At 53.3% G+C, this 19,541-nt stretch carries 23 protein-coding genes; all 23 read right to left on the reverse strand.

Annotated features, from left to right (window positions below):
* Window positions 1–3: 3 nt before the first annotated feature.
* A complete protein-coding gene (gene rplR / locus GM556_RS05750; protein WP_099026820.1) occupies window positions 4–366 on the reverse strand; it encodes a 50S ribosomal protein L18 in 363 nt (120 codons plus the stop codon).
* The gene (gene rplF / locus GM556_RS05755) at window positions 366–902 is read right to left on the reverse strand and encodes a 50S ribosomal protein L6 (RefSeq protein WP_099026821.1); all 537 of its coding nucleotides are present in this window, start codon (window positions 900–902) and stop codon (window positions 366–368) included. The genes rplR and rplF overlap by 1 nt, the downstream gene beginning before the upstream one ends.
* A gap of 9 nt (window positions 903–911) precedes the next feature.
* The gene (rpsH, locus tag GM556_RS05760; protein ID WP_099026822.1) at window positions 912–1,310 is read right to left on the reverse strand and encodes a 30S ribosomal protein S8; all 399 of its coding nucleotides are present in this window, start codon (window positions 1,308–1,310) and stop codon (window positions 912–914) included.
* Window positions 1,311–1,323: 13 nt separating this feature from the next.
* Window positions 1,324–1,629, reverse strand: coding sequence for a 30S ribosomal protein S14 (gene rpsN, locus GM556_RS05765; RefSeq protein ID WP_155573628.1), 306 nt, complete (start codon window positions 1,627–1,629; stop codon window positions 1,324–1,326).
* A 130-nt stretch (window positions 1,630–1,759) separates the two neighbouring features.
* The gene (gene rplE / locus GM556_RS05770) at window positions 1,760–2,326 is read right to left on the reverse strand and encodes a 50S ribosomal protein L5 (RefSeq protein ID WP_155573629.1); all 567 of its coding nucleotides are present in this window, start codon (window positions 2,324–2,326) and stop codon (window positions 1,760–1,762) included.
* 10 nt (window positions 2,327–2,336) lie between these two features.
* The gene (gene rplX, locus GM556_RS05775; RefSeq protein WP_155573630.1) at window positions 2,337–2,657 is read right to left on the reverse strand and encodes a 50S ribosomal protein L24; all 321 of its coding nucleotides are present in this window, start codon (window positions 2,655–2,657) and stop codon (window positions 2,337–2,339) included.
* Window positions 2,657–3,025 (reverse strand): 50S ribosomal protein L14, encoded by a 369-nt coding sequence (gene rplN, locus GM556_RS05780; protein ID WP_043557844.1) that lies wholly within the window; start codon window positions 3,023–3,025, stop codon window positions 2,657–2,659. The genes rplX and rplN overlap by 1 nt, the downstream gene beginning before the upstream one ends.
* A gap of 12 nt (window positions 3,026–3,037) precedes the next feature.
* Window positions 3,038–3,313: a 30S ribosomal protein S17 gene (gene rpsQ / locus GM556_RS05785; RefSeq protein WP_077396236.1), complete on the reverse strand. Its 276-nt coding sequence runs from the start codon at window positions 3,311–3,313 to the stop codon at window positions 3,038–3,040.
* A gap of 13 nt (window positions 3,314–3,326) precedes the next feature.
* Window positions 3,327–3,563, reverse strand: coding sequence for a 50S ribosomal protein L29 (gene rpmC, locus GM556_RS05790; RefSeq protein ID WP_099026826.1), 237 nt, complete (start codon window positions 3,561–3,563; stop codon window positions 3,327–3,329).
* A 2-nt stretch (window positions 3,564–3,565) separates the two neighbouring features.
* The gene (gene rplP / locus GM556_RS05795; RefSeq protein ID WP_099026827.1) at window positions 3,566–3,982 is read right to left on the reverse strand and encodes a 50S ribosomal protein L16; all 417 of its coding nucleotides are present in this window, start codon (window positions 3,980–3,982) and stop codon (window positions 3,566–3,568) included.
* A 57-nt stretch (window positions 3,983–4,039) separates the two neighbouring features.
* Window positions 4,040–4,717 (reverse strand): 30S ribosomal protein S3, encoded by a 678-nt coding sequence (rpsC, locus tag GM556_RS05800; protein ID WP_155573631.1) that lies wholly within the window; start codon window positions 4,715–4,717, stop codon window positions 4,040–4,042.
* Between the two features lie 3 nt (window positions 4,718–4,720).
* Window positions 4,721–5,146, reverse strand: coding sequence for a 50S ribosomal protein L22 (gene rplV / locus GM556_RS05805; protein ID WP_099026829.1), 426 nt, complete (start codon window positions 5,144–5,146; stop codon window positions 4,721–4,723).
* Window positions 5,147–5,148: 2 nt separating this feature from the next.
* Complete coding sequence (gene rpsS, locus GM556_RS05810) at window positions 5,149–5,427, reverse strand: 30S ribosomal protein S19 (protein ID WP_043557836.1); 279 nt, start codon at window positions 5,425–5,427, stop codon at window positions 5,149–5,151.
* A gap of 16 nt (window positions 5,428–5,443) precedes the next feature.
* On the reverse strand, window positions 5,444–6,274 hold the full coding sequence (gene rplB, locus GM556_RS05815) for a 50S ribosomal protein L2 (protein ID WP_155573633.1): 831 nt from the start codon (window positions 6,272–6,274) through the stop codon (window positions 5,444–5,446).
* An 18-nt stretch (window positions 6,275–6,292) separates the two neighbouring features.
* Window positions 6,293–6,589, reverse strand: a complete 297-nt coding sequence (locus tag GM556_RS05820) for a 50S ribosomal protein L23 (protein WP_196424781.1) — start codon at window positions 6,587–6,589, stop codon at window positions 6,293–6,295.
* Between the two features lie 41 nt (window positions 6,590–6,630).
* Window positions 6,631–7,245 (reverse strand): 50S ribosomal protein L4, encoded by a 615-nt coding sequence (gene rplD / locus GM556_RS05825; protein ID WP_099026832.1) that lies wholly within the window; start codon window positions 7,243–7,245, stop codon window positions 6,631–6,633.
* Between the two features lie 5 nt (window positions 7,246–7,250).
* A complete protein-coding gene (gene rplC / locus GM556_RS05830; RefSeq protein WP_155573635.1) occupies window positions 7,251–7,934 on the reverse strand; it encodes a 50S ribosomal protein L3 in 684 nt (227 codons plus the stop codon).
* Between the two features lie 10 nt (window positions 7,935–7,944).
* A complete protein-coding gene (gene rpsJ / locus GM556_RS05835; RefSeq protein ID WP_018980179.1) occupies window positions 7,945–8,253 on the reverse strand; it encodes a 30S ribosomal protein S10 in 309 nt (102 codons plus the stop codon).
* A gap of 112 nt (window positions 8,254–8,365) precedes the next feature.
* Window positions 8,366–9,556 (reverse strand): elongation factor Tu, encoded by a 1,191-nt coding sequence (gene tuf, locus GM556_RS05840; RefSeq protein ID WP_155573636.1) that lies wholly within the window; start codon window positions 9,554–9,556, stop codon window positions 8,366–8,368.
* 105 nt (window positions 9,557–9,661) lie between these two features.
* Window positions 9,662–10,138: a 30S ribosomal protein S7 gene (gene rpsG / locus GM556_RS05845; RefSeq protein ID WP_099026835.1), complete on the reverse strand. Its 477-nt coding sequence runs from the start codon at window positions 10,136–10,138 to the stop codon at window positions 9,662–9,664.
* A 12-nt stretch (window positions 10,139–10,150) separates the two neighbouring features.
* On the reverse strand, window positions 10,151–10,522 hold the full coding sequence (rpsL, locus tag GM556_RS05850; RefSeq protein ID WP_023979007.1) for a 30S ribosomal protein S12: 372 nt from the start codon (window positions 10,520–10,522) through the stop codon (window positions 10,151–10,153).
* Window positions 10,523–10,842: 320 nt separating this feature from the next.
* Complete coding sequence (rpoC, locus tag GM556_RS05855; RefSeq protein WP_155579546.1) at window positions 10,843–15,159, reverse strand: DNA-directed RNA polymerase subunit beta'; 4,317 nt, start codon at window positions 15,157–15,159, stop codon at window positions 10,843–10,845.
* 82 nt (window positions 15,160–15,241) lie between these two features.
* Entirely contained in the window at window positions 15,242–19,408 is a 4,167-nt protein-coding gene (gene rpoB / locus GM556_RS05860) for a DNA-directed RNA polymerase subunit beta (RefSeq protein ID WP_155579547.1), read from the reverse strand.
* Window positions 19,409–19,541: the final 133 nt, after the last annotated feature.

The following is a 19,541-nucleotide window of genomic DNA, read 5'->3' on the forward strand; positions in this document are numbered from 1 at the left end:
TCCTTAGAAAGACAGCCCGCCCTCACGGGCAGCCTCTGCCAGGGCTTTCACCCGGCCATGATAGAGATAGGAGCCACGGTCGAACACAACCTCTTTGACCCCAGCCTTAACAGCGCGCTCTGCAACCAGCTTACCAATGACGGAAGCGGCTGCGATATTCGCACCGGTTTTACCGGCTTCGCGAACAGCTTTCTCAAGCGTAGACGCACTGGCCAGTGTAACCCCACGCGCATCATCAATGACTTGAACGTGGATATTCTTGCTAGAACGGAAGACCGACAAACGCGGCCGGCCGCCGCTCTTGCGACGAAGCTGGAAACGCAACCGCTTGCGGCGACGCTCCTGCAATCCTTGCAGCGATGCCATTACTTCTTCTTACCTTCTTTCTGACGCAGAACTTCGGTCTCATAACGAACACCCTTGCCCTTATAAGGCTCAGGTTTACGGAAGCTGCGGATATCCAAAGCTACCTGACCAACGCGCTGCTTGTCGTTACCCTCAACCAAAATGGCTGTCGGACGCGGTGTTGTAATCTTCACATCAGATGGGATCGGATAGACCACATCGTGTGAGAAACCAAGATTCATCACCAGATTGGAACCCTGAACAGCGGCACGGAAACCCGTTCCCTGAATCTCAAGCCCTTTCTGGAAACCCTCAGAAACACCCTTCACCATGTTTGCAAACACAGCGCGAGATGTCCCCCACATCGTCCAACTACGCGGCGTACGCCCCCCTAGAGGAGAGACAGTAATCTTACCATCCGCAATCTTCACATCAACAAATGAAGATACTGGCACACTCAGCTCACCACGTTTGCCTTTGACGCAAAACATGCCGTCCTTGACAACCGCCTCAACCCCGGCGGGGAGCTCAATAGGATATTTACCTACGCGAGACATATTCCCTCCTTAGAAGACGCGGCAGAGGACCTCGCCACCAACATTGGCAGCACGAGCCTCAACGTCTGAAAGAACGCCACGCGGAGTGGAAAGGATAGAAACACCCAAACCAGCATAAACGCGGGGCAACTCTTTAATCTTGGAATATACGCGACGCCCCGGACGAGAAACACGGTGAATCTCACGAATCACAGGCTGGCCATCGCTATATTTCAACTCAATACGGAACTGAGAGATACCCTTACGGACCTCCTCAGTTGTATAACCGCGAATATATCCTTCGCGCTTTAATGCCTCAAGCACGCTAGCGCGCAATTTGGAGGCCGGAGCAACGCAAGCAGCATGGCGGGCACGCTGAGCGTTACGGACCCGGGTGAGCATATCACCCAATGGATCAGACATAGACATTCAGACTACCCTTTTACCAGCTGGACTTAACCATGCCGGGGATTTGCCCCGTAGACGCCAAGTCGCGCAGTGCGATACGACACAGCTCAAACTTACGGTAGTTCCCACGAGAACGACCAGTAAGCTTGCAACGCAAACGCACGCGGGTCTGAGACCCATTACGCGGCAACTTCGCTAATTTCAGTGTCGCTTCGAAACGCTCTTCCATAGAAAGAGAGCGATCCTTAATTGTATTTTTAAGAGCGGTCCGCTTTTCACGATCACGCTGCGCCATAGCAGCACGACGATTATTACGGTTCACCGCAGAGATTTTCGCCATCTCGAATCTTCTCCCGGAACCTGTCGGGCCCATCCCGACGGTTTTCCAACCAACGGAACTGTAACGGAAACTCCCCCCTCATGTGAAGGGGGAAAATCTCTTTTCCGCGATTGATACGAAAAAATGTCGCTTAGGACACAAACGGCAGATCAAATGCCTTCAGAAGAGCTTTTGCTTCTTCATCCGTTTTTGCCGTCGTCACAAAGATAATGTCCATCCCACGGATGTCATCAACTTTGTCATAATCAATTTCCGGGAATACAATCTGCTCTTTCAGACCCATGGCAAAATTACCACGGCCATCAAAGCCTTTATTCGCCGGAAGACCACGGAAGTCACGAATACGCGGCATAGCAATCGTCACAAGACGATCCAAGAACTCGTACATACGAGCCTTACGCAACGTGACCTTACATCCAATCGGCAGCCCCTCACGAATGCGGAACCCCGCAACAGCCTTACGAGCCACTGTTTTTACAGGCTTCTGACCAGAAATCAGAGCCATTTCCTCAACAGCAGCGTCAAGCTTCTTTTGGTCAGCAGCGGCTTCACCGACACCCATGTTCAAGACAATTTTCTCAAGCTTGGGAATCTGCATGTCGCTTTTATATCCGAACTGCTCACGCAATTTAGCGCGAAGCTTGTCCTGATAATCCTGCTGCAAACGAGGCAGAACGGTACCTTTTTTATCGCTCATCGTTCGCTCCTCAGCCTTCGATCACTTCGCCGGTTACTTTAGCAACACGGACTTTGCGACCATCTTCCAGAACACGGAAACCAACACGTGTTGGCTTACCACTTTTCGGGTCGATCAGCTTTAGATTGGAGAGATGAACAGGCATTTCACGCTCAACAATACCGCCACCTTCGCCCATACGATTCGGCTTCGTATGACGCTTCGCGATAGCAACCCCACGCACAACAGCCTTCTCCGCCTTAGGCAGAACAGAAAGAACTTCCCCCTGCACACCACGGGAGCGACCTGTCAAAACGAGGACCTTATCACCTTTTTTAATACGTGCAGCCATTACAACACCTCCGGAGCAAGGGAGATGATCTTCATGAACTTACGTGCACGCAGCTCACGAACAACGGGGCCAAAGATACGCGTGCCAATCGGCTCCTGCTGCTTATTCAGCAACACAGCGGCATTCCGATCAAAGCGAATGGCAGAACCATCAGCGCGGCGCACCGGGTAAGATGTACGCACGATAACGGCCTGATGGACGTCACCTTTCTTCACCTTACCACGCGGAATCGCCTCTTTAACGGATACGACAATGATGTCGCCGACCGAGGCGGTCTTCCGCTTGGAGCCGCCCAGCACCTTGATGCACTGCACCCGACGCGCACCAGAATTATCAGCCACGTCTAGGTTGGTCTCGGGATGAATCATCTGTCTACCCCCTTATGCGCCGACAGAAGACGATGCAGCCTCAGCAACATCGACTCCATTGCGGGAAATGACCGTCCATGTCTTGCGCTTGGAAAGCGGTGCGCACTCAACAATACGCACCACATCACCAATCTTGCATGCGTTAGCATCATCATGCGCTGCATACTTTTTGGAACGGCGGATAAACTTTTTATAGAGCGGATGCATCACGCGACGATCGACAAGAACAGTTACCGTCTTATCCATCTTATCGCTCGTCACCCGCCCTGTCAGGACGCGCCTTGGCATCGTCCGTCTCCTCTCAGGACTTTGCGGCGGACGTTTTTGCGCCCGCGCGGTTCTTCGACTGGTTCAGCAATGTTTTGATACGCGCGACAGCACGACGCACAATCTTAACACGGCTACTATTTTCAGACTGGCCTGTGGCCGCAGCGAAACGCTGGTTAATCTGCTCACGCTTCAAATCTACAAGAAGAGTCTTCAACTCATCCTCGCTCTTGGCGCGCAGATCAGCAACCTTATAGGTCGTTTCAGCCATTCTCAAGCCTCCCCGATACGCTGAATGAACTTGGTCTTAATCGGCAACTTCGCAGCTGCCAAGCTAAGAGCCAAGCGAGCAACCTCCGGTGGCACCCCTTCGATCTCGAATAGGATACGTCCCGGCTTTACACGGGCTGCCCAGTACTCAGGGTTACCCTTACCGGAACCCATACGCACTTCTGCCGGTTTTGTCGAGACCGGAGTGTCCGGAAAAATACGAATCCAAACACGCCCAGCACGTTTCATCGCACGTGTAATCGCACGACGAGATGCCTCAATTTGACGCGCAGTAATACGCTCCGGCTCCAAGGCTTTTAGACCATACGCACCAAAATTCAGCTGCGTACCGCCCTTAGCCAAACCATGAATACGGCCCTTATGGGCCTTACGAAACTTTGTCCGCTTTGGAGAAAGCATAATTTTCTATCCTCACATCAAGCACCGCAGATTAAAAGACGGGGAGACCCCCGCCCCTTAACGCTGGGGAGCCTGCTCCGCAGCACGACGGTCCTGAGCCATTGGGTCATGAGCCAGAATCTCACCTTTAAAGATCCAGACCTTCACCCCACAAGAACCGTAAGTGGTATGCGCTGTAGAAGTTCCATAATCGATGTCCGCACGCAATGTATGCAACGGAACGCGACCCTCACGATACTGCTCATCACGAGCAATCTCAGCACCGCCAAGACGCCCACTACATGTGATGCGAATACCCTGAGCCCCCAGACGCATAGCAGACTGGATGGACCGCTTCATCGCACGACGGAACGCTACACGACGCTCCAGCTGTTGCGCAATGCTATCCGCTACCAGAGTGGCATCAATTTCTGGCTTGCGAATCTCAACGATATTCAGAGCAACATCGGCCTTGGTCATGCGGCTAAGGGTCTTACGCAGGGCATCAATGTCCTGCCCCTTCTTACCGATAATCACACCAGGACGCGCAGCATAAATCGTCACACGCGGTTTTTTCGCTGGACGCTCAATAACAACACGGGCAACGCCAGCACCAGAAAGCTTCTTACGCAAGAAAGCGCGTAGCTTCAAGTCCTCATGGAGGAGGCGGGCATAATCCCCACCTGCATACCAGCGGCTATCCCATGTACGATTGACACCGAGCCGCAGCCCGATCGGATTAACCTTATGTCCCATAGATCAGGCTGCCTTCTGCTCTTTGGAGTTCTTGCCAGCTTTGGGGGCTTCAACAGCCTCTGCGCGCTCAGCAACAACAATCTTCAGGTGGCTGAAAAACTTCTCAACACGTGCAGACCGACCACGGCCACGAGCATGGAAGCGTTTCATCACAATCGACTTGCCAACCTCGGCAGTTTTCACCACCAGCTTATCGACATCAAGCTGATGATTATTTTCTGCGTTAGCGACGGCACTCTCAAGAGCCTTCTTCACCTGCTGGGCAATGCGGCGGCGTGAGAATGTCAACGCAGCAATAGCCTTATCAGCTGGCTGATTACGAATCGTCGCAGCAACCAAGTTCAACTTACGCGGGCTAACACGAATATTGCGGGCAACTGCCTGCGCCTCTGTATCAGCCAAGGTACGGATATGCTTAGGCTTACTCATGCTCAGCCTCGCTTCGATTTCTTATCGGAACCATGACCGGTATAAGTACGGGTCGGAGAAAACTCCCCAAACTTATGACCAACCATATGCTCCGTAACCTGCACAGGCAGGAACTTCTGACCATTATAGACGCCGAACGTCAGCCCGACAAACTGCGGCAGGATGGTAGAACGACGTGACCAAATCTTGATCACCTCGTTCCGGCCCGATGCACGAGCCTTTTCAGCCTTACCAAACAGATACCCGTCGACGAACGGGCCTTTCCAGACGGAACGTGCCATCTTCTATGCCCCTCTCTTACTTACCAGTTTTACGACGACGGATAATCAGGCTGTCCGTCTTCTTGTTGGTACGCGTCTTGTAACCCTTTGTCGGTACACCCCAAGGTGTCACAGGATGACGACCACCGGACGTACGCCCTTCACCACCACCATGTGGATGGTCAACAGGGTTCATAACCACACCGCGGTTATGCGGACGGCGACCCATCCAACGACGGCGACCAGCCTTACCGAAATGCTGGTTCATGTTGTCCGGATTAGACACAGCACCAACCGTTGCCATGCACTCACCGCGCACAATACGCAGCTCACCAGATTGCAGCTTAATCTGCGCGTAACCAGCATCCTTACCAACCAGCTGAGCATAATTCCCAGCAGAGCGGGCAAGCTTACCACCAGCACCCGGCTTTAGCTCGATATTATGAATGATGGTCCCCACCGGCATAGATGCCAGCGGCATAGCATTCCCTGGGCGCACATCAGCATGATGAGCTGCAATCACACGATCACCAGCCTTCACACGCTGAGGAGCCAGAATATAGGCCAGCTCACCATCTTCATAACGGATGAGTGCGATGAAGGCTGTGCGGTTAGGGTCATATTCCAGACGCTCAACCGTCGCAGCAACATCAAACTTACGCCGCTTGAAATCAACATAACGATAAGACTGCTTATGCCCACCACCACGGAAGCGCACAGTCGTACGCCCGTAATTATTGCGACCACCAGTCTTGTTTTTACCTTCCGTCAACTGCTTGACGGGCTTGCCTTTCCAAAGCTCGCTCCGGTCAATCAGCACGGTACCACGAGTGCTTGGTGTCGTGGGATTAAAGTGCTTCAATGCCATAGTTTTTTACCCCGCGCGTCAACCAAGCTTCGCTGTAAGGTCGATCGATTGACCCTCAGCAAGCTGAACATACGCCTTCTTGACATCAGAACGGCGACCTGGACGACCCTTAACTCGCTTCACTTTACCCTTTTGGACCAAAGTGCTGACACCAGCAACCTTCACCTTAAAGAGTGTCTCAACAGCGACCTTAATCTGCGGCTTAGTAGCTTCCAAAGCAACTTTGAAAACAACCTGATTCTTTTCGGAGAGCAATGTTGCCTTCTCCGTAATCACCGGCGCACGCAGAACATCAAACAGAGCCTCTTGAGACAGATTTGCTGCGGCCTTACGGGCATTCAAAACAGTTTTTGTTGTCATGCCAGACGCTCCTTGAGACCCTCAAGAGCAGCGTGGGTAATTACCAACACATCATGCTTGAGAATATCATAAACATTCGCCCCAACCGTAGGCAGAAGATCAATCTTCGGCAGGTTGGAAATTGCGCGCGCGAAAGGCTGGTCGGCTACTTGATCAACAATCAAAGCAGAAGAGCAACCGAGAGCCTTTAGACGAACCGCTGCATCGCGTGTCTTCTCAACACCAGAGAGGTCTTTAAGGATGATCAACTTACCTTCAGACGCTTTCTGAGAAACAGCAGACCGCAAACCAAGACGGCGCACTTTCTTAGGCAAATCAAAGCCATGATCGCGCACAACCGGCCCATGAACCACACCACCAGTACGGAACTGCGGTGCTCTCAAAGAGCCTTGACGAGCAGAGCCTGTTCCCTTTTGGCGGTACGGCTTTTTTGTCGTACCAGAAACAGCACCCATGCCGCGCGTTGCATGCGTCCCAGCACGACGCTTAGCGAGCTGCCAGTTCACAACACGGGCCATAATGTCCTTGCGGGGGACAATCCCGAAAATCTCTTCCGGCAGTGCGACTTTGCCTGCACTCCCGTTATCGAGGGTTTTGATATCGTATTCCATATCCCTCACCCGGCGGCCCCTACGGTCGCAGCCGGATAGGGCGCGTCCGCATTGCGGGCCTTCTTGATTGCATCGCGAACCAGAACAACACTGTTCTTGGCACCTGGGATAGCACCGCGCACCATAATCAGGTTACGCTCCTCATCCACAGCAGCAATTTCGAGGTTTTGTGTTGTCACCCGCTTATCACCAAGGTGACCAGCCATCTTCTTGCCCTTAAAGACCTTACCAGGATCCTGGCGTTGGCCTGTAGAGCCGTGAGAGCGGTGACTAATAGACACACCGTGTGTGGCTTCCAACCCGGCAAAGTTATGGCGTTTCATAACACCAGCAAAACCTTTACCTTTACTGCGGCCAGTAACATCCACCTTCTGACCCACAACAAAATGAGCAGCAGAAAGCTTCGTCCCTGATTCCAGCACGGCATCTTCTGCCACGCGGAACTCGACCAGCTTTTTCTTGGGTTCAACCTTCACACGGGCAAAGTGCCCACGGTTCGCTTTTGTAACGTGCTTTGTTTTTGCCGCACCCATACCAAGCTGAACAGCCGTATAGCCATCACGCTCTTTTGTGCGGGCATCCACAACCTCGACATTATCAAGGTGCAGCACCGTCACCGGCACATGTGTGCCGTCTTCTTTAAAGAGCCGGGTCATCCCCAGCTTTTTTGCAATCAATCCGGTACGCATCGTCTGGACCTTAGAGTTTAATCTCGACATCAACGCCAGCGGCGAGGTCGAGCTTCATGAGGGCGTCCACGGTCTGCGGAGTCGGCTCGACAATGTCGAGCAAGCGGCGATGTGTTCTCATTTCGAACTGTTCGCGACTTTTCTTATCCACATGCGGTGAACGATTCACAGTAAACCGGGCAATATGCGTCGGCAGAGGGATTGGCCCCCGTACCCGCGCACCCGTACGCTTCGCCGTATTCACAATCTCCTTTGTGCTGTTATCCAACACGCGATGATCATACGCTTTAAGGCGAATGCGGATGTTCTGGTCGTCCATGATTTCACTTCATCCTTACTAAACCGGATGCTGTCCTACTGCATTTTATTTAGAAATGGAACCCCGGCCGAAAAAATTCGACCGGGGTTCCATATTCAAAACCAGTCGGACCTTAGGCGCTGATGGAAGCCACCACGCCGGCACCCACTGTACGGCCACCTTCGCGAATAGCGAAGCGGAGGCCTTCATCCATAGCAATCGGAGCAATCAGCTCGACATCCATGGTAGCATTATCACCCGGCATCACCATCTCGGTGCCTTCCGGCAATGTAACAACACCTGTCACGTCCGTCGTACGGAAATAGAACTGCGGACGATAGTTAGTGAAGAACGGCGTATGACGGCCACCTTCTTCCTTCGTCAGGATGTAAGCCTCAGCCTTGAACTTGCTATGCGGGGTAATTGTACCCGGCTTAGCCAGAACCTGACCGCGCTCAACATCTTCACGCTTCGTACCACGGAGCAGCGCACCAATGTTATCACCAGCCTCACCACGATCCAGCAGCTTACGGAACATCTCAACGCCCGTAACTGTTGTTTTTGTGGTCGGACGAAGACCAACGATCTCGACCTCGTCACCAACATTGACTTCACCACGCTCGACACGGCCCGTCACAACGGTACCACGACCAGAGATGGAGAACACGTCCTCAATCGGCATCAAGAAGGGACGATCAACCGGACGCTCAGGCTGCGGGATGTAAGCATCAACAGCTTTCATCAGCTCACGGATAGCTTCCTTACCCTGGGCTGGATCACCATCTTCCAGAGTTGCCAAAGCGGAACCCTTCACGATGGGGATATCATCGCCAGGGAAGTCGTAGGAGGACAGAAGCTCACGAACTTCCATCTCCACCAGCTCCAGAAGCTCTGGATCGTCAACCTGGTCAACTTTGTTCAAGAAGACAACCAGAGCCGGCACACCGACCTGACGAGCCAAAAGGATGTGCTCACGTGTCTGCGGCATTGGGCCGTCAGCAGCGGACACAACCAGAATGGCACCATCCATCTGCGCCGCACCAGTGATCATGTTCTTCACATAGTCAGCGTGACCAGGGCAGTCCACGTGAGCGTAGTGACGGTTATCCGTCTCATACTCAACGTGCGCTGTGGAAATCGTAATACCACGAGCGCGCTCTTCAGGAGCCTTATCGATCTGATCATAAGCACTGAAGGTTGCACCACCGGTCTCAGCCAGTGTCTTTGTGATTGCAGCCGTCAGCGTGGTTTTACCATGGTCAACGTGACCAATCGTGCCGATGTTAACATGCGGCTTAGTACGCTCAAATTTAGCCTTTGCCATCGTCTCTCTCCAAAACCTTGACCCGGCAAGGGCCAAAGGTATGACTGAAACTTCATGCTGGCCACCCTGCAAGCAGATAGTGACCAGAAGCCTTAGCTGGTAAAATTACCAGCGATAATGACTGAATGCCTTATTGGCTTCAGCCATGCGGTGCGTGTCTTCCCGTTTCTTGACGGCTGCGCCGCGGTTATTCACCGCGTCCATCAACTCATTGGAAAGACGGTCCTGCATGGTGTTCTCACCACGCTTGCGGGACGCATCAATCAACCAGCGAATAGCCAGAGCTTGACGGCGTTCTGCACGAACCTCTACCGGAACCTGATAGGTCGCACCGCCGACACGACGGGAGCGGACCTCAACGGCCGGTTTTACATTATCCAATGCCGAGTGGAACATAGCCACTGGGTCCGCGCTGGACCCACCACGCTTACGCAGCACTTCAAGTGCTCCATAAACGATGCGCTCGGCAGTAGATTTCTTACCATCATACATAAGCGCATTCATAAAGCGCGTAATGACGGCATCTCCGAATTTTGGATCGGGAAGGATCTCACGCTTAACAGCGCGATGACGGCGACTCATTCCAAATACCCCTTATTTCGGCCGCTTCGCGCCATACAACGAACGACGCTGACGACGTTTTGCGATACCCTGCGTATCCAACACACCACGTAGAATGTGGTAACGCACACCGGGAAGATCCTTCACGCGACCACCGCGGATAAGAACAACACTATGCTCCTGAAGGTTATGCCCTTCACCAGGAATATAGCTCACCACCTCATACCCGTTGGTCAGGCGCACCTTGGCGACCTTACGCAGGGCGGAGTTCGGTTTCTTCGGCGTTACAGTATAAACACGTGTGCAAACACCACGCTTCTGCGGACATCCCTGCAGAGCAGGAACCTTGTTCCGCTTTGCGGCCGGCTCACGGCCCTTTGCGATCAACTGGTTGATGGTCGGCATGCGCCCTTCCCAATCCTTGTCCATATGCTGGCGGGAGACATTCCCACCACGACATTCCGTTCTAACCGACACGCGGCTGAACCGCCTGTCTCGCACAATTGCACCGAAGAGAAGGAGAGACTCCTCCTCCCGTAGCGACTTGCCTCTGGACTTAACCCCTTTCTTACAGAAACGGAAGTAGTGCCAGACGCTATTTTTTACTCTGGGACGATTCCTTCACCTTAACAAGCGGGAACTGTCTGAAGCGCGAACCCTAAGAGGGCTTGGCCTCACTGTCAAGCCTCTCTGTACCAACAGAGAGGCTTAAACATCCAGAATCCTTACTCTGCGGCGTCCTCCACCTCATCCAGCCCTTTAGGGAGCTGTGTCGGAGCCTGATCGGCTGCCAGACTACGCAACCGCCGCATAGCACCGCCTGTCCCTGCGGGGATCAAACGACCGACAATCACATTCTCCTTCAAGCCGCCAAGCGTGTCGATTCTGCCTGATGTAGCAGCATCTGTAAGCACGCGTGTCGTCTCTTGGAAGGAGGCCGCCGAGATAAAGGACTGCGTTTGCAACGATGCTTTGGTAATCCCCTGAAGAATCGGCATCGCCTTTGCTGGCTCACGCCCTTGCTCCAGAAGAGCTTTATTATCACGCTCAAACTCAATCCGATCCACTGTCTCACCGATAAGGTAAGTGGAATCACCTGGCTCCAGAACCTCAACCTTCTGCAACATCTGGCGGACGATTACTTCGATATGCTTATCGTTAATCTTCACACCTTGCAGGCGGTAAACATCCTGAATCTCATTAACGAGATAGTCAGACAGAGCCTCCATCCCCATGACTTTTAAAATATCATGCGGAACACGGGGGCCATCCACCAGCGGGTCACCCTTTTGAACAAAGTCACCTTCCTGAACGGAAATATGCTTGCCCTTAGGAATCAGATATTCTTTTCGCTCGCCTGTTTCATCATTATGCACGATGACACAACGCTTAGCCTTATAGTCCTTGCCGAACTCAATACGACCATCACCTTCTGCAATAATCGCATGGTCCTTCGGACGGCGTGCCTCAAAAAGCTCTGCCACGCGCGGTAGACCACCGGTAATATCACGCGTTTTAGATCCTTCACGCGGGATACGGGCCAGCACGTCACCCGCATGAACCTCTGCCCCATTCTCTACCGAGAGAATACTGTCGGGAGAGAGGAAGTAGCGAGCCTCATTACCATTGGCAAGACGAACCACATTCCCTTGAGCGTCCTTCAACTGCAAGCGAGGCCGTAGGTCCACACCCTTCGCGGCTTGTTTGTAGTCCACAACCACGCGAGAGGTTAGGCCGGTGACTTCGTCAACCCGCTCAACCAGTGTGATACTGTCGATCAGGTCTTGATACTCCACCGTACCAGCTTGCTCGGTGATGATGGGGAGGGTGTAAGGATCCCACTCAGCCATCTTATCACCGCGCTTTACCTCCTGCCCTTCCGAGACCATCAAGCGCGCCCCGTAAGGCACACGATACCGGGCTTTCTCTGCCCCGGTCTCATCAATAAGCAGGATCTCACAGTTACGGGACATCACTACAGGGACATTCTGTGAGTTTTGCACCACATTGCGGTTGCGGATGGTCACCTTACCATCACGGAAGGCTTCCACCATGGATTGCTCCGCACCACGGGTCGCCGCACCACCAATATGGAAGGTCCGCATCGTAAGCTGCGTACCAGGCTCACCAATGGATTGAGCGGCAATTACACCCACAGCCTCACCGATATTCACTGGTGTACCACGAGCAAGGTCACGCCCATAGCAATGGGCGCAGATGCCAGCCTGACTATCGCAGGTGAGAACGGAACGAATCTCAACCGCCTCGATCCCTGCTTCCTCAAGCCGCTCGACATCCGCCTCATCCAACAGGCGGTTACGCTCCAGCAGCACTTCACCCGTCATAGGATGAGCGACATCCTTCGCCAAGGTCCGCCCCAGAGCACGCTCTGCCAAGGAGGCTACAACCTCACCGCTATCCATCACGGCACGAACAACCAAACCACGCTCACTGCCGCAATCTGCTTCGATAATGATGCAATCCTGCGCCACATCGACCAGACGGCGGGTAAGATACCCGGAGTTCGCTGTTTTAAGCGCAGTATCGGCAAGACCCTTACGCGCACCATGGCTCGAGGTGAAGTAATCGAGAACCGACAGACCTTCTTTAAAGTTAGCAACAATCGGCTGTTCGATAATCTCACCTGATGGCTTCACCATCAGGCCACGCATACCGGCAAGCTGCTTCATCTGTGCTGGTGACCCACGAGCCCCAGAGTGGCTCATCATCCACACAGAATTAGTGGGCTTACCCGGCACTTGCTTGGAGATTTCCTTCAACATGGCGGCCTGCACCTCGTCCGTGCAGCGCGACCACGCATCCACCACCTTGTTGTAACGCTCGCCAGCGGTAATCAGACCTTCCTGATATTGCTGCTCGAACTCCTTTACTTCCTCGGTCGTCTTGGCAACCAAGGTTGCCTTCTCACTTGGGACGATCATGTCGTCCTTACCGAAGGAAATACCGGCCTTCGCAGCATGGCGGAAACCAAGAGCCATCAGACGGTCACAGAAGATAACCGCTTCCTTCTGCCCACAATGACGATACACCGTATCAATCACGTCGGAAACCAGCTTCTTCGTCAGCTGACGGTTAATCAAGCTGAAAGGAATAGCCGGATTCTTGGGCAGAATCTGAGCAATCAAAGCACGACCAGGGGTTGTAAGCACCGTCTGGCGGACGGACTTGCCCTCCTCATCCTGCACATCCAAGCGCAGACGAATCTTATCATGCAGCTTTAATGCACCAGCAAGCAGAGCGGCCTCAATCTCGGCAACCGCTGCATAAGCAGGCGGCCCAGCTTTAACGACCTTGCCATCCTTAATCTCTGCTTCATCAGGTGTGAGGCGGTATTCTGGCACTTCAAGGCTCAGATAATACAGGCCAAGCACAATGTCCTGAGACGGCACAATAATGGGCTTACCATTGGCAGGGCTGAGGATGTTGTTGGTAGACATCATCAACACGCGTGCCTCTAGCTGCGCCTCTAGGGAGAGAGGCACATGCACGGCCATTTGGTCACCGTCAAAGTCCGCATTAAAAGCAGTACAAACGAGCGGATGAAGCTGAATCGCCTTGCCTTCTACGAGGCTCGGCTCGAAGGCCTGAATCCCCAGACGGTGCAACGTTGGCGCACGGTTCAACATCACCGGATGCTCGCGGATAACTTCCTCAAGAATATCCCACACTTCCGGCCGCTCTTTCTCGACCATACGCTTAGCGGCTTTAATGGTCGTTGCGTGCCCGTACTTCTCCAACTTGGAGTAGATGAACGGCTTGAACAGCTCCAAAGCCATCTTCTTAGGAAGACCACATTGATGCAGCTTCAGCTCCGGCCCCACCACAATGACGGAACGACCAGAATAGTCCACGCGCTTACCAAGAAGGTTCTGACGGAAACGACCTTGCTTCCCTTTCAGCATATCAGAAAGGGACTTCAACGGCCGTTTATTCGCCCCGGTAATGGCACGTCCACGGCGACCATTATCGAACAGCGCATCCACCGCCTCTTGCAGCATACGCTTTTCGTTACGCACGATAATATCGGGCGCACGAAGCTCAATGAGGCGTTTTAGACGGTTATTACGGTTGATAACACGGCGATACAAATCATTGAGGTCAGATGTTGCAAAACGCCCGCCATCCAATGGCACGAGAGGACGCAGCTCCGGCGGAATCACCGGCACAATGTCCAGAATCATCCATTCCGGCTTAGCCCCGCTCTCCACGAAGGCTTCAACCATCTTCAAGCGTTTGACGAGCTTCTTACGCGCTGCCTCGGATGTCGCCTTACGCAATTTCTTGCGCATGATGGTCTTTTCCGAATCGCCTTCCATTACCTCAGCATCGTAATCGAAAGGATCCGCCTCGCCCCGCTCCTTCGCCGCGCGGCTTAGCTCGGCTTCCTCAGCATTGGGAAGGCCCCAATTATAGCTGGAGAGCGCACGTTTAATCGCCTCCGCCCCGATGCCGACATCCAGACCATCATCAGCGAACTCATCCATCAATTCTTCGCAGCGGATTTCATCCAGCAAATATTGATCACGACGCTTGCCATGCTTGTAAGATTCGACTTGGTCGGACTCACAAACCCCTTTATCCAGCACCAAGAACTTCTCAAAATACAGGACGGGCTCAACATCTTTGAGCGGCAAATCCAGCATTGTGGCAATACGGCTAGGAAGGGACTTGAGGAACCAAATATGAGCCACCGGCGAGGCTAGATCGATATGACCCATCCGCTCGCGCCGCACCTTGGCTAAGGTGACCTCTACGCCACATTTCTCGCAGATAATCCCGCGGAACTTCATCCGCTTATATTTACCGCACAGACATTCATAATCCTTAGTCGGACCAAAAATGCGCGCACAGAAAAGACCATCGCGCTCTGGCTTGAACGTCCGGTAATTGATCGTTTCTGGTTTTTTGATCTCGCCATAAGACCAAGACCGAATCTGCTCGCTCGAAGCAAGCTGAATACGAATCTGGTCAAACGTGCCTGACTGCCCAGACTGACCGAGAATCTTCATGAGATCGTTCATTTGCCGAAACCCCATTGTGCCGAACGACATACCGCCGGCACGTTAAACATGAACAATGAAGAAGGAGCGGAAAGCACTGCCCTCACAGCCCCCCCTGCTCAAGCTCGACATTCAAACCAAGCGACTTCAGTTCTTTCACAAGGACGTTGAAGCTTTCTGGAATACCTGCTTCAAAATCATCCTGCTCCCGAACAATCGCCTCATACACCTTTGTACGGCCGGAGACGTCATCGGATTTCACTGTCAGCATTTCCTGAAGCGTATAAGCCGCCCCGTAAGCCTCCAATGCCCAGACTTCCATCTCCCCGAAACGCTGCCCACCAAACTGAGCCTTACCACCAAGCGGCTGCTGGGTGACCAGCGAGTAAGGACCAATCGAACGTGCGTGAATCTTGTCATCAACAAGATGATGCAGCTTCAGCATATAGATGTAACCAACAGTGGATTGACGCTCGAACGCTTCACCCGTCCGCCCATCAATCAACTGGGACTGCCCCGTCTCGCTCACACCAGCCTTCTTCAGCATTCCCTCAATATCAGGGATAGATGCCCCATCGAAGACTGGGGTAGCAATCGGCACACCCTTACGCAGGTTATTGGCAAGTTCAATCAGCTGGTTGTTATCCATGCTGGCGATGTCTTCTTTGAAGATTTCCTCCCCATAGACATCTTTCAGCTTGTCCAACAACTCTTGCCGTTTCTCACCCGTGCGCTGATATTCATCTACCATTGCACCAATGCTTTGGCCGATATTGGCACAGGCCCATCCGAGATGGGTCTCCAAAATCTGCCCCACATTCATACGCGATGGCACGCCAAGAGGGTTCAATAGCAGGTCAACAGGCTGGCCATTCTCAAGGAAGGGCATATCCTCAACCGGCACAACGCGGGAGACCACACCCTTATTACCATGACGACCGGCCATTTTATCACCCGGCTGAAGCTTACGCTTCACCGCAATGAAGACCTTAACCATCTTCATCACACCCGGCGGCAGCTCATCACCACGCTGAAGCTTCTCGACCTTATTATCGAAGCGATAATTGATGCGCTTAACAGCATCATCAAACTCACGACATAATGTCTCAAGCTGCGCCATAGTCGCAACATCAGCAACCGGAATGTTACGCCATGTTGTACGTGGGTGCTCAGCAAGCAGCTCCGCCGTGATAGGCGTACCTGCACGAATCCCCTTAAAGCCAGCCGCAGCCTCTTGGCCAATCAGATGCTCTTTAAGACGGTTATAGAAGCTACGCTCCTGAATCCCGCGCTCATCGTCACGGTCCTTAGCGAGACGCTCAATCTCGGAACGCTCAATCGCCATGGCGCGCTCATCTTTATCCACCCCGCGGCGGGAGAAGACGCGCACATCAACCACTGTGCCGCTTGTCCCCGGCGGAAGCTTCAGAGACGTATCGCGCACATCGGAGGCTTTCTCACCAAAGATGGCACGCAGAAGTTTTTCTTCCGGCGTCATCGGGCTTTCACCCTTTGGTGTCACCTTACCGATGAGGATATCGCCCGGATTAACCTCGGCCCCAACATAAACAATGCCAGCTTCATCAAGGTTGCGCAGGGCTTCTTCCCCAACATTGGGAATATCACGCGTAATTTCTTCCTGCCCCAGCTTTGTATCACGGGCCATGACCTCAAACTCTTCAATATGAATTGAAGTGAAGATGTCATCACGCGCAATACGCTCGGAAATCAGGATCGAATCCTCGAAGTTGTACCCATTCCACGGCACGAAGGCCACGAGAACGTTACGCCCCAGAGCCAGCTCCCCAAGCTCGGTAGAAGGACCATCTGCGATGATGTCCCCTGCCACAACTTGATCCCCAACCCGCACTAGTGGACGTTGATTCAAGCATGTGGACTGGTTGGAGCGCATATATTTCCGCAAGCGGTAAATATCCACACCTTGCGTTGCGCCTTGTTCATCCGTGGCACGGATAACAATACGCGCACCATCGAGCTGGTCCACCACACCGCCACGTTTAGCGATGATGGTCGCCCCAGAATCATGTGCGACAGGCCCTTCCATCCCCGTACCCACGAGCGGCGCATCCGCGCGCACCAGAGGCACGGCCTGACGTTGCATGTTTGAACCCATGAGCGCACGGTTCGCATCGTCATTTTCCAAGAACGGAATCAACGCCGCCGCAACAGAGACGAGCTGCTTTGGTGAGACGTCACACGCCGTGACTTGCTCCGGGGCTACGAGGCGGAAATCACCCGTCTGACGCACAGCAACAAGCTCATCAGTCAAGCGGTTATTGCTCTGCTTAGCATCCGCTTGCGCCACCAAAAGACGCTCTTCTTCCATCGCGGAAAGATACTTCCAACCATCTTGGAAGACACCATCCTTCACCAGACGATAAGGCGTCTCGATAAAGCCGTATTTATTGACCTTTGCGTAAGTCGCCAGGGAGTTAATCAGACCAATATTCGGCCCTTCTGGCGTCTCAATCGGGCAGATACGACCATAATGCGTTGGATGAACGTCACGAACCTCAAAGCCTGCGCGCTCACGCGTTAACCCGCCCGGCCCAAGAGCGGAGAGACGCCGCTTATGCGTTACCTCAGAGAGCGGGTTGGTTTGGTCCATAAACTGGCTAAGCTGGGAAGAACCGAAGAACTCACGCACAGCAGCCGCAGCCGGTTTCGCATTGATGAGGTCATGCGGCATGACGGTATCAATATCGACAGAGCCCATCCGCTCACGGATAGCACGCTCCATCCGCAGCAAGCCGATGCGATATTGATTCTCCATCAGCTCCCCAACGGAGCGAACGCGGCGGTTACCCAGGTTATCAATATCATCAACCTGACCACGTCCATCCTTCAAGTCGCACAGAATCTTAACCGTGCGTAGGATATCCTCTTTACGCAGCGTCCGCAGCGTATCAGGCGCATCCACATCCAGCCGCATGTTCATCTTCACACGGCCAACAGCAGAGAGGTCGTAACGATCCTGCGAGAAGAACAAACCACGCAGCATAGCCTCCGCCGTCTCACGGGTCGGCGGCTCGCCGGGGCGCATGATGCGATAAATATCGATCAACGCCTCCTCACGCGTGGTGTTCTTATCCGCCATAAGCGTATTACGAATCCACGGGCCATGCGTACCATCAATGGCAAGAACGGGCAGCTCCGTTAGGCCAAGCTCTTCCAGCTCGGCAAGCTTTTCTTCCGTAAGCTCCTCGCCGGCTTCCGCGTAGATCTCACCCGTCTTTTCATTGACGAGGTCATGAGCGATGAAGCGGCCCAGAATATCCAACCGCCCAACTTGCACAACGCGGGTCTTTTCAGCAATTTTACGAACAACGCGCGCTGTTAGCTTTGTCTCGGCATCTGCAACGACCTCACCCGTATCCGCATCCACGAGCGGGCTGAGCAGCTTAATGCCACGAAAAGCCTCTGGGTCAAACGGACGCGCCCACTCACTCCCCATGCGCGTGAAGGGCACCGTGCCATAGAAGTTAGCGAGGATTTCATCCTCATCCATCCCCGTGACTTCTAGCGCATCAACATCGCCACCTTCAGCCAATTTGGCCTCACGCGCCTTGAGGTAATTTTCTCCCTCTAAGGCATAAAGCAACGTAGTGACAGGCAATTTGCGCTTACGGTCGATACGGACATGGATAATATCCTTCGCATCGAACTCAAAATCCAACCAAGAGCCACGATAGGGGATAATACGCGCTGCAAAGAGATATTTACCGGAAGAATGTGTCTTGCCTTTATCATGGTCAAAGAACACGCCAGGGCTACGATGCATCTGCGAAACAATGACGCGCTCGGTCCCGTTGATGATAAAGGTGCCGTTATCTGTCATGAGCGGCATATCGCCCATATAGACCGGCTGCTCCTTCAGGTCATGAATGGAGCGTGTCCCTGTATCCTCATCAATATCCCATGTTGTTAGACGCAGAATGACCTTCAGCGGAGCAGCATAAGTTAGCCCGCGCTGGATGCATTCTTCCACATCATATTTCGGCTCCTCAAACTCATAATACTGGAAGTCTAACCGACCACGCCCAGCAAAATCATGAATTGGGAAAACGGAGCGAAAAACCTCCTGAAGGCCCGCTGCCTCGCGGCTATCGGGGCGCACATTCATCTGCAGGAATGCTTCATACGAAGCTCGCTGCACGTCAATCAAATTAGGCATCGGCGCAATCTCGGGAATACGCCCGAAGCTTTTGCGGATCCTTTTACGCCCTGTGAAGGATTTTGTGATCGCCATCTTATCCTGCCTCTGAACCAGACCTTCAAGTCGTCCGTGTTAGTCCCATGCCTCTTAATAAAGACGACAGACGACTTGAACGGCTGGCTTACCCCTACTCTATGACGCGTGACGGAGTGCCTACTATAAGCAA

The organism is Bombella sp. ESL0378 (assembly GCF_009725845.1).
GTDB classification, from domain to species: domain Bacteria; phylum Pseudomonadota; class Alphaproteobacteria; order Acetobacterales; family Acetobacteraceae; genus Bombella; species Bombella pollinis.

Excerpts from the sequence above, each read along its gene's own strand:
- rpoB (WP_155579547.1), bottom strand. The coding sequence starts at position 19,408 with ATGGCGATCACAAAATCCTTCACAGGGCGTAAAAGGATCCGCAAAAGC.
- rpmC (WP_099026826.1), bottom strand. The coding sequence starts at position 3,563 with ATGGCTGAAACGACCTATAAGGTTGCTGATCTGCGCGCCAAGAGCGAG.
- rpsQ (WP_077396236.1), bottom strand. The coding sequence starts at position 3,313 with ATGCCAAGGCGCGTCCTGACAGGGCGGGTGACGAGCGATAAGATGGAT.
- rpsG (WP_099026835.1), bottom strand. The coding sequence starts at position 10,138 with ATGAGTCGCCGTCATCGCGCTGTTAAGCGTGAGATCCTTCCCGATCCA.
- rplX (WP_155573630.1), bottom strand. The coding sequence starts at position 2,657 with ATGGCTGCACGTATTAAAAAAGGTGATAAGGTCCTCGTTTTGACAGGT.
- rpsL (WP_023979007.1), bottom strand. The coding sequence starts at position 10,522 with ATGCCGACCATCAACCAGTTGATCGCAAAGGGCCGTGAGCCGGCCGCA.
- rplE (WP_155573629.1), bottom strand. The coding sequence starts at position 2,326 with ATGAGCGATAAAAAAGGTACCGTTCTGCCTCGTTTGCAGCAGGATTAT.
- rplR (WP_099026820.1), bottom strand. The coding sequence starts at position 366 with ATGGCATCGCTGCAAGGATTGCAGGAGCGTCGCCGCAAGCGGTTGCGT.
- rplD (WP_099026832.1), bottom strand. The coding sequence starts at position 7,245 with ATGGAATACGATATCAAAACCCTCGATAACGGGAGTGCAGGCAAAGTC.
- rplC (WP_155573635.1), bottom strand. The coding sequence starts at position 7,934 with ATGCGTACCGGATTGATTGCAAAAAAGCTGGGGATGACCCGGCTCTTT.
- rplB (WP_155573633.1), bottom strand. The coding sequence starts at position 6,274 with ATGGCATTGAAGCACTTTAATCCCACGACACCAAGCACTCGTGGTACC.
- rpsH (WP_099026822.1), bottom strand. The coding sequence starts at position 1,310 with ATGTCTATGTCTGATCCATTGGGTGATATGCTCACCCGGGTCCGTAAC.
- rpsN (WP_155573628.1), bottom strand. The coding sequence starts at position 1,629 with ATGGCGAAAATCTCTGCGGTGAACCGTAATAATCGTCGTGCTGCTATG.
- tuf (WP_155573636.1), bottom strand. The coding sequence starts at position 9,556 with ATGGCAAAGGCTAAATTTGAGCGTACTAAGCCGCATGTTAACATCGGC.
- rpoC (WP_155579546.1), bottom strand. The coding sequence starts at position 15,159 with ATGAACGATCTCATGAAGATTCTCGGTCAGTCTGGGCAGTCAGGCACG.
- rpsJ (WP_018980179.1), bottom strand. The coding sequence starts at position 8,253 with ATGGACGACCAGAACATCCGCATTCGCCTTAAAGCGTATGATCATCGC.
- rplV (WP_099026829.1), bottom strand. The coding sequence starts at position 5,146 with ATGAGTAAGCCTAAGCATATCCGTACCTTGGCTGATACAGAGGCGCAG.
- rpsC (WP_155573631.1), bottom strand. The coding sequence starts at position 4,717 with ATGGGACATAAGGTTAATCCGATCGGGCTGCGGCTCGGTGTCAATCGT.
- rplF (WP_099026821.1), bottom strand. The coding sequence starts at position 902 with ATGTCTCGCGTAGGTAAATATCCTATTGAGCTCCCCGCCGGGGTTGAG.
- rplP (WP_099026827.1), bottom strand. The coding sequence starts at position 3,982 with ATGCTTTCTCCAAAGCGGACAAAGTTTCGTAAGGCCCATAAGGGCCGT.
- rplN (WP_043557844.1), bottom strand. The coding sequence starts at position 3,025 with ATGATTCATCCCGAGACCAACCTAGACGTGGCTGATAATTCTGGTGCG.
- rpsS (WP_043557836.1), bottom strand. The coding sequence starts at position 5,427 with ATGGCACGTTCCGTCTGGAAAGGCCCGTTCGTCGACGGGTATCTGTTT.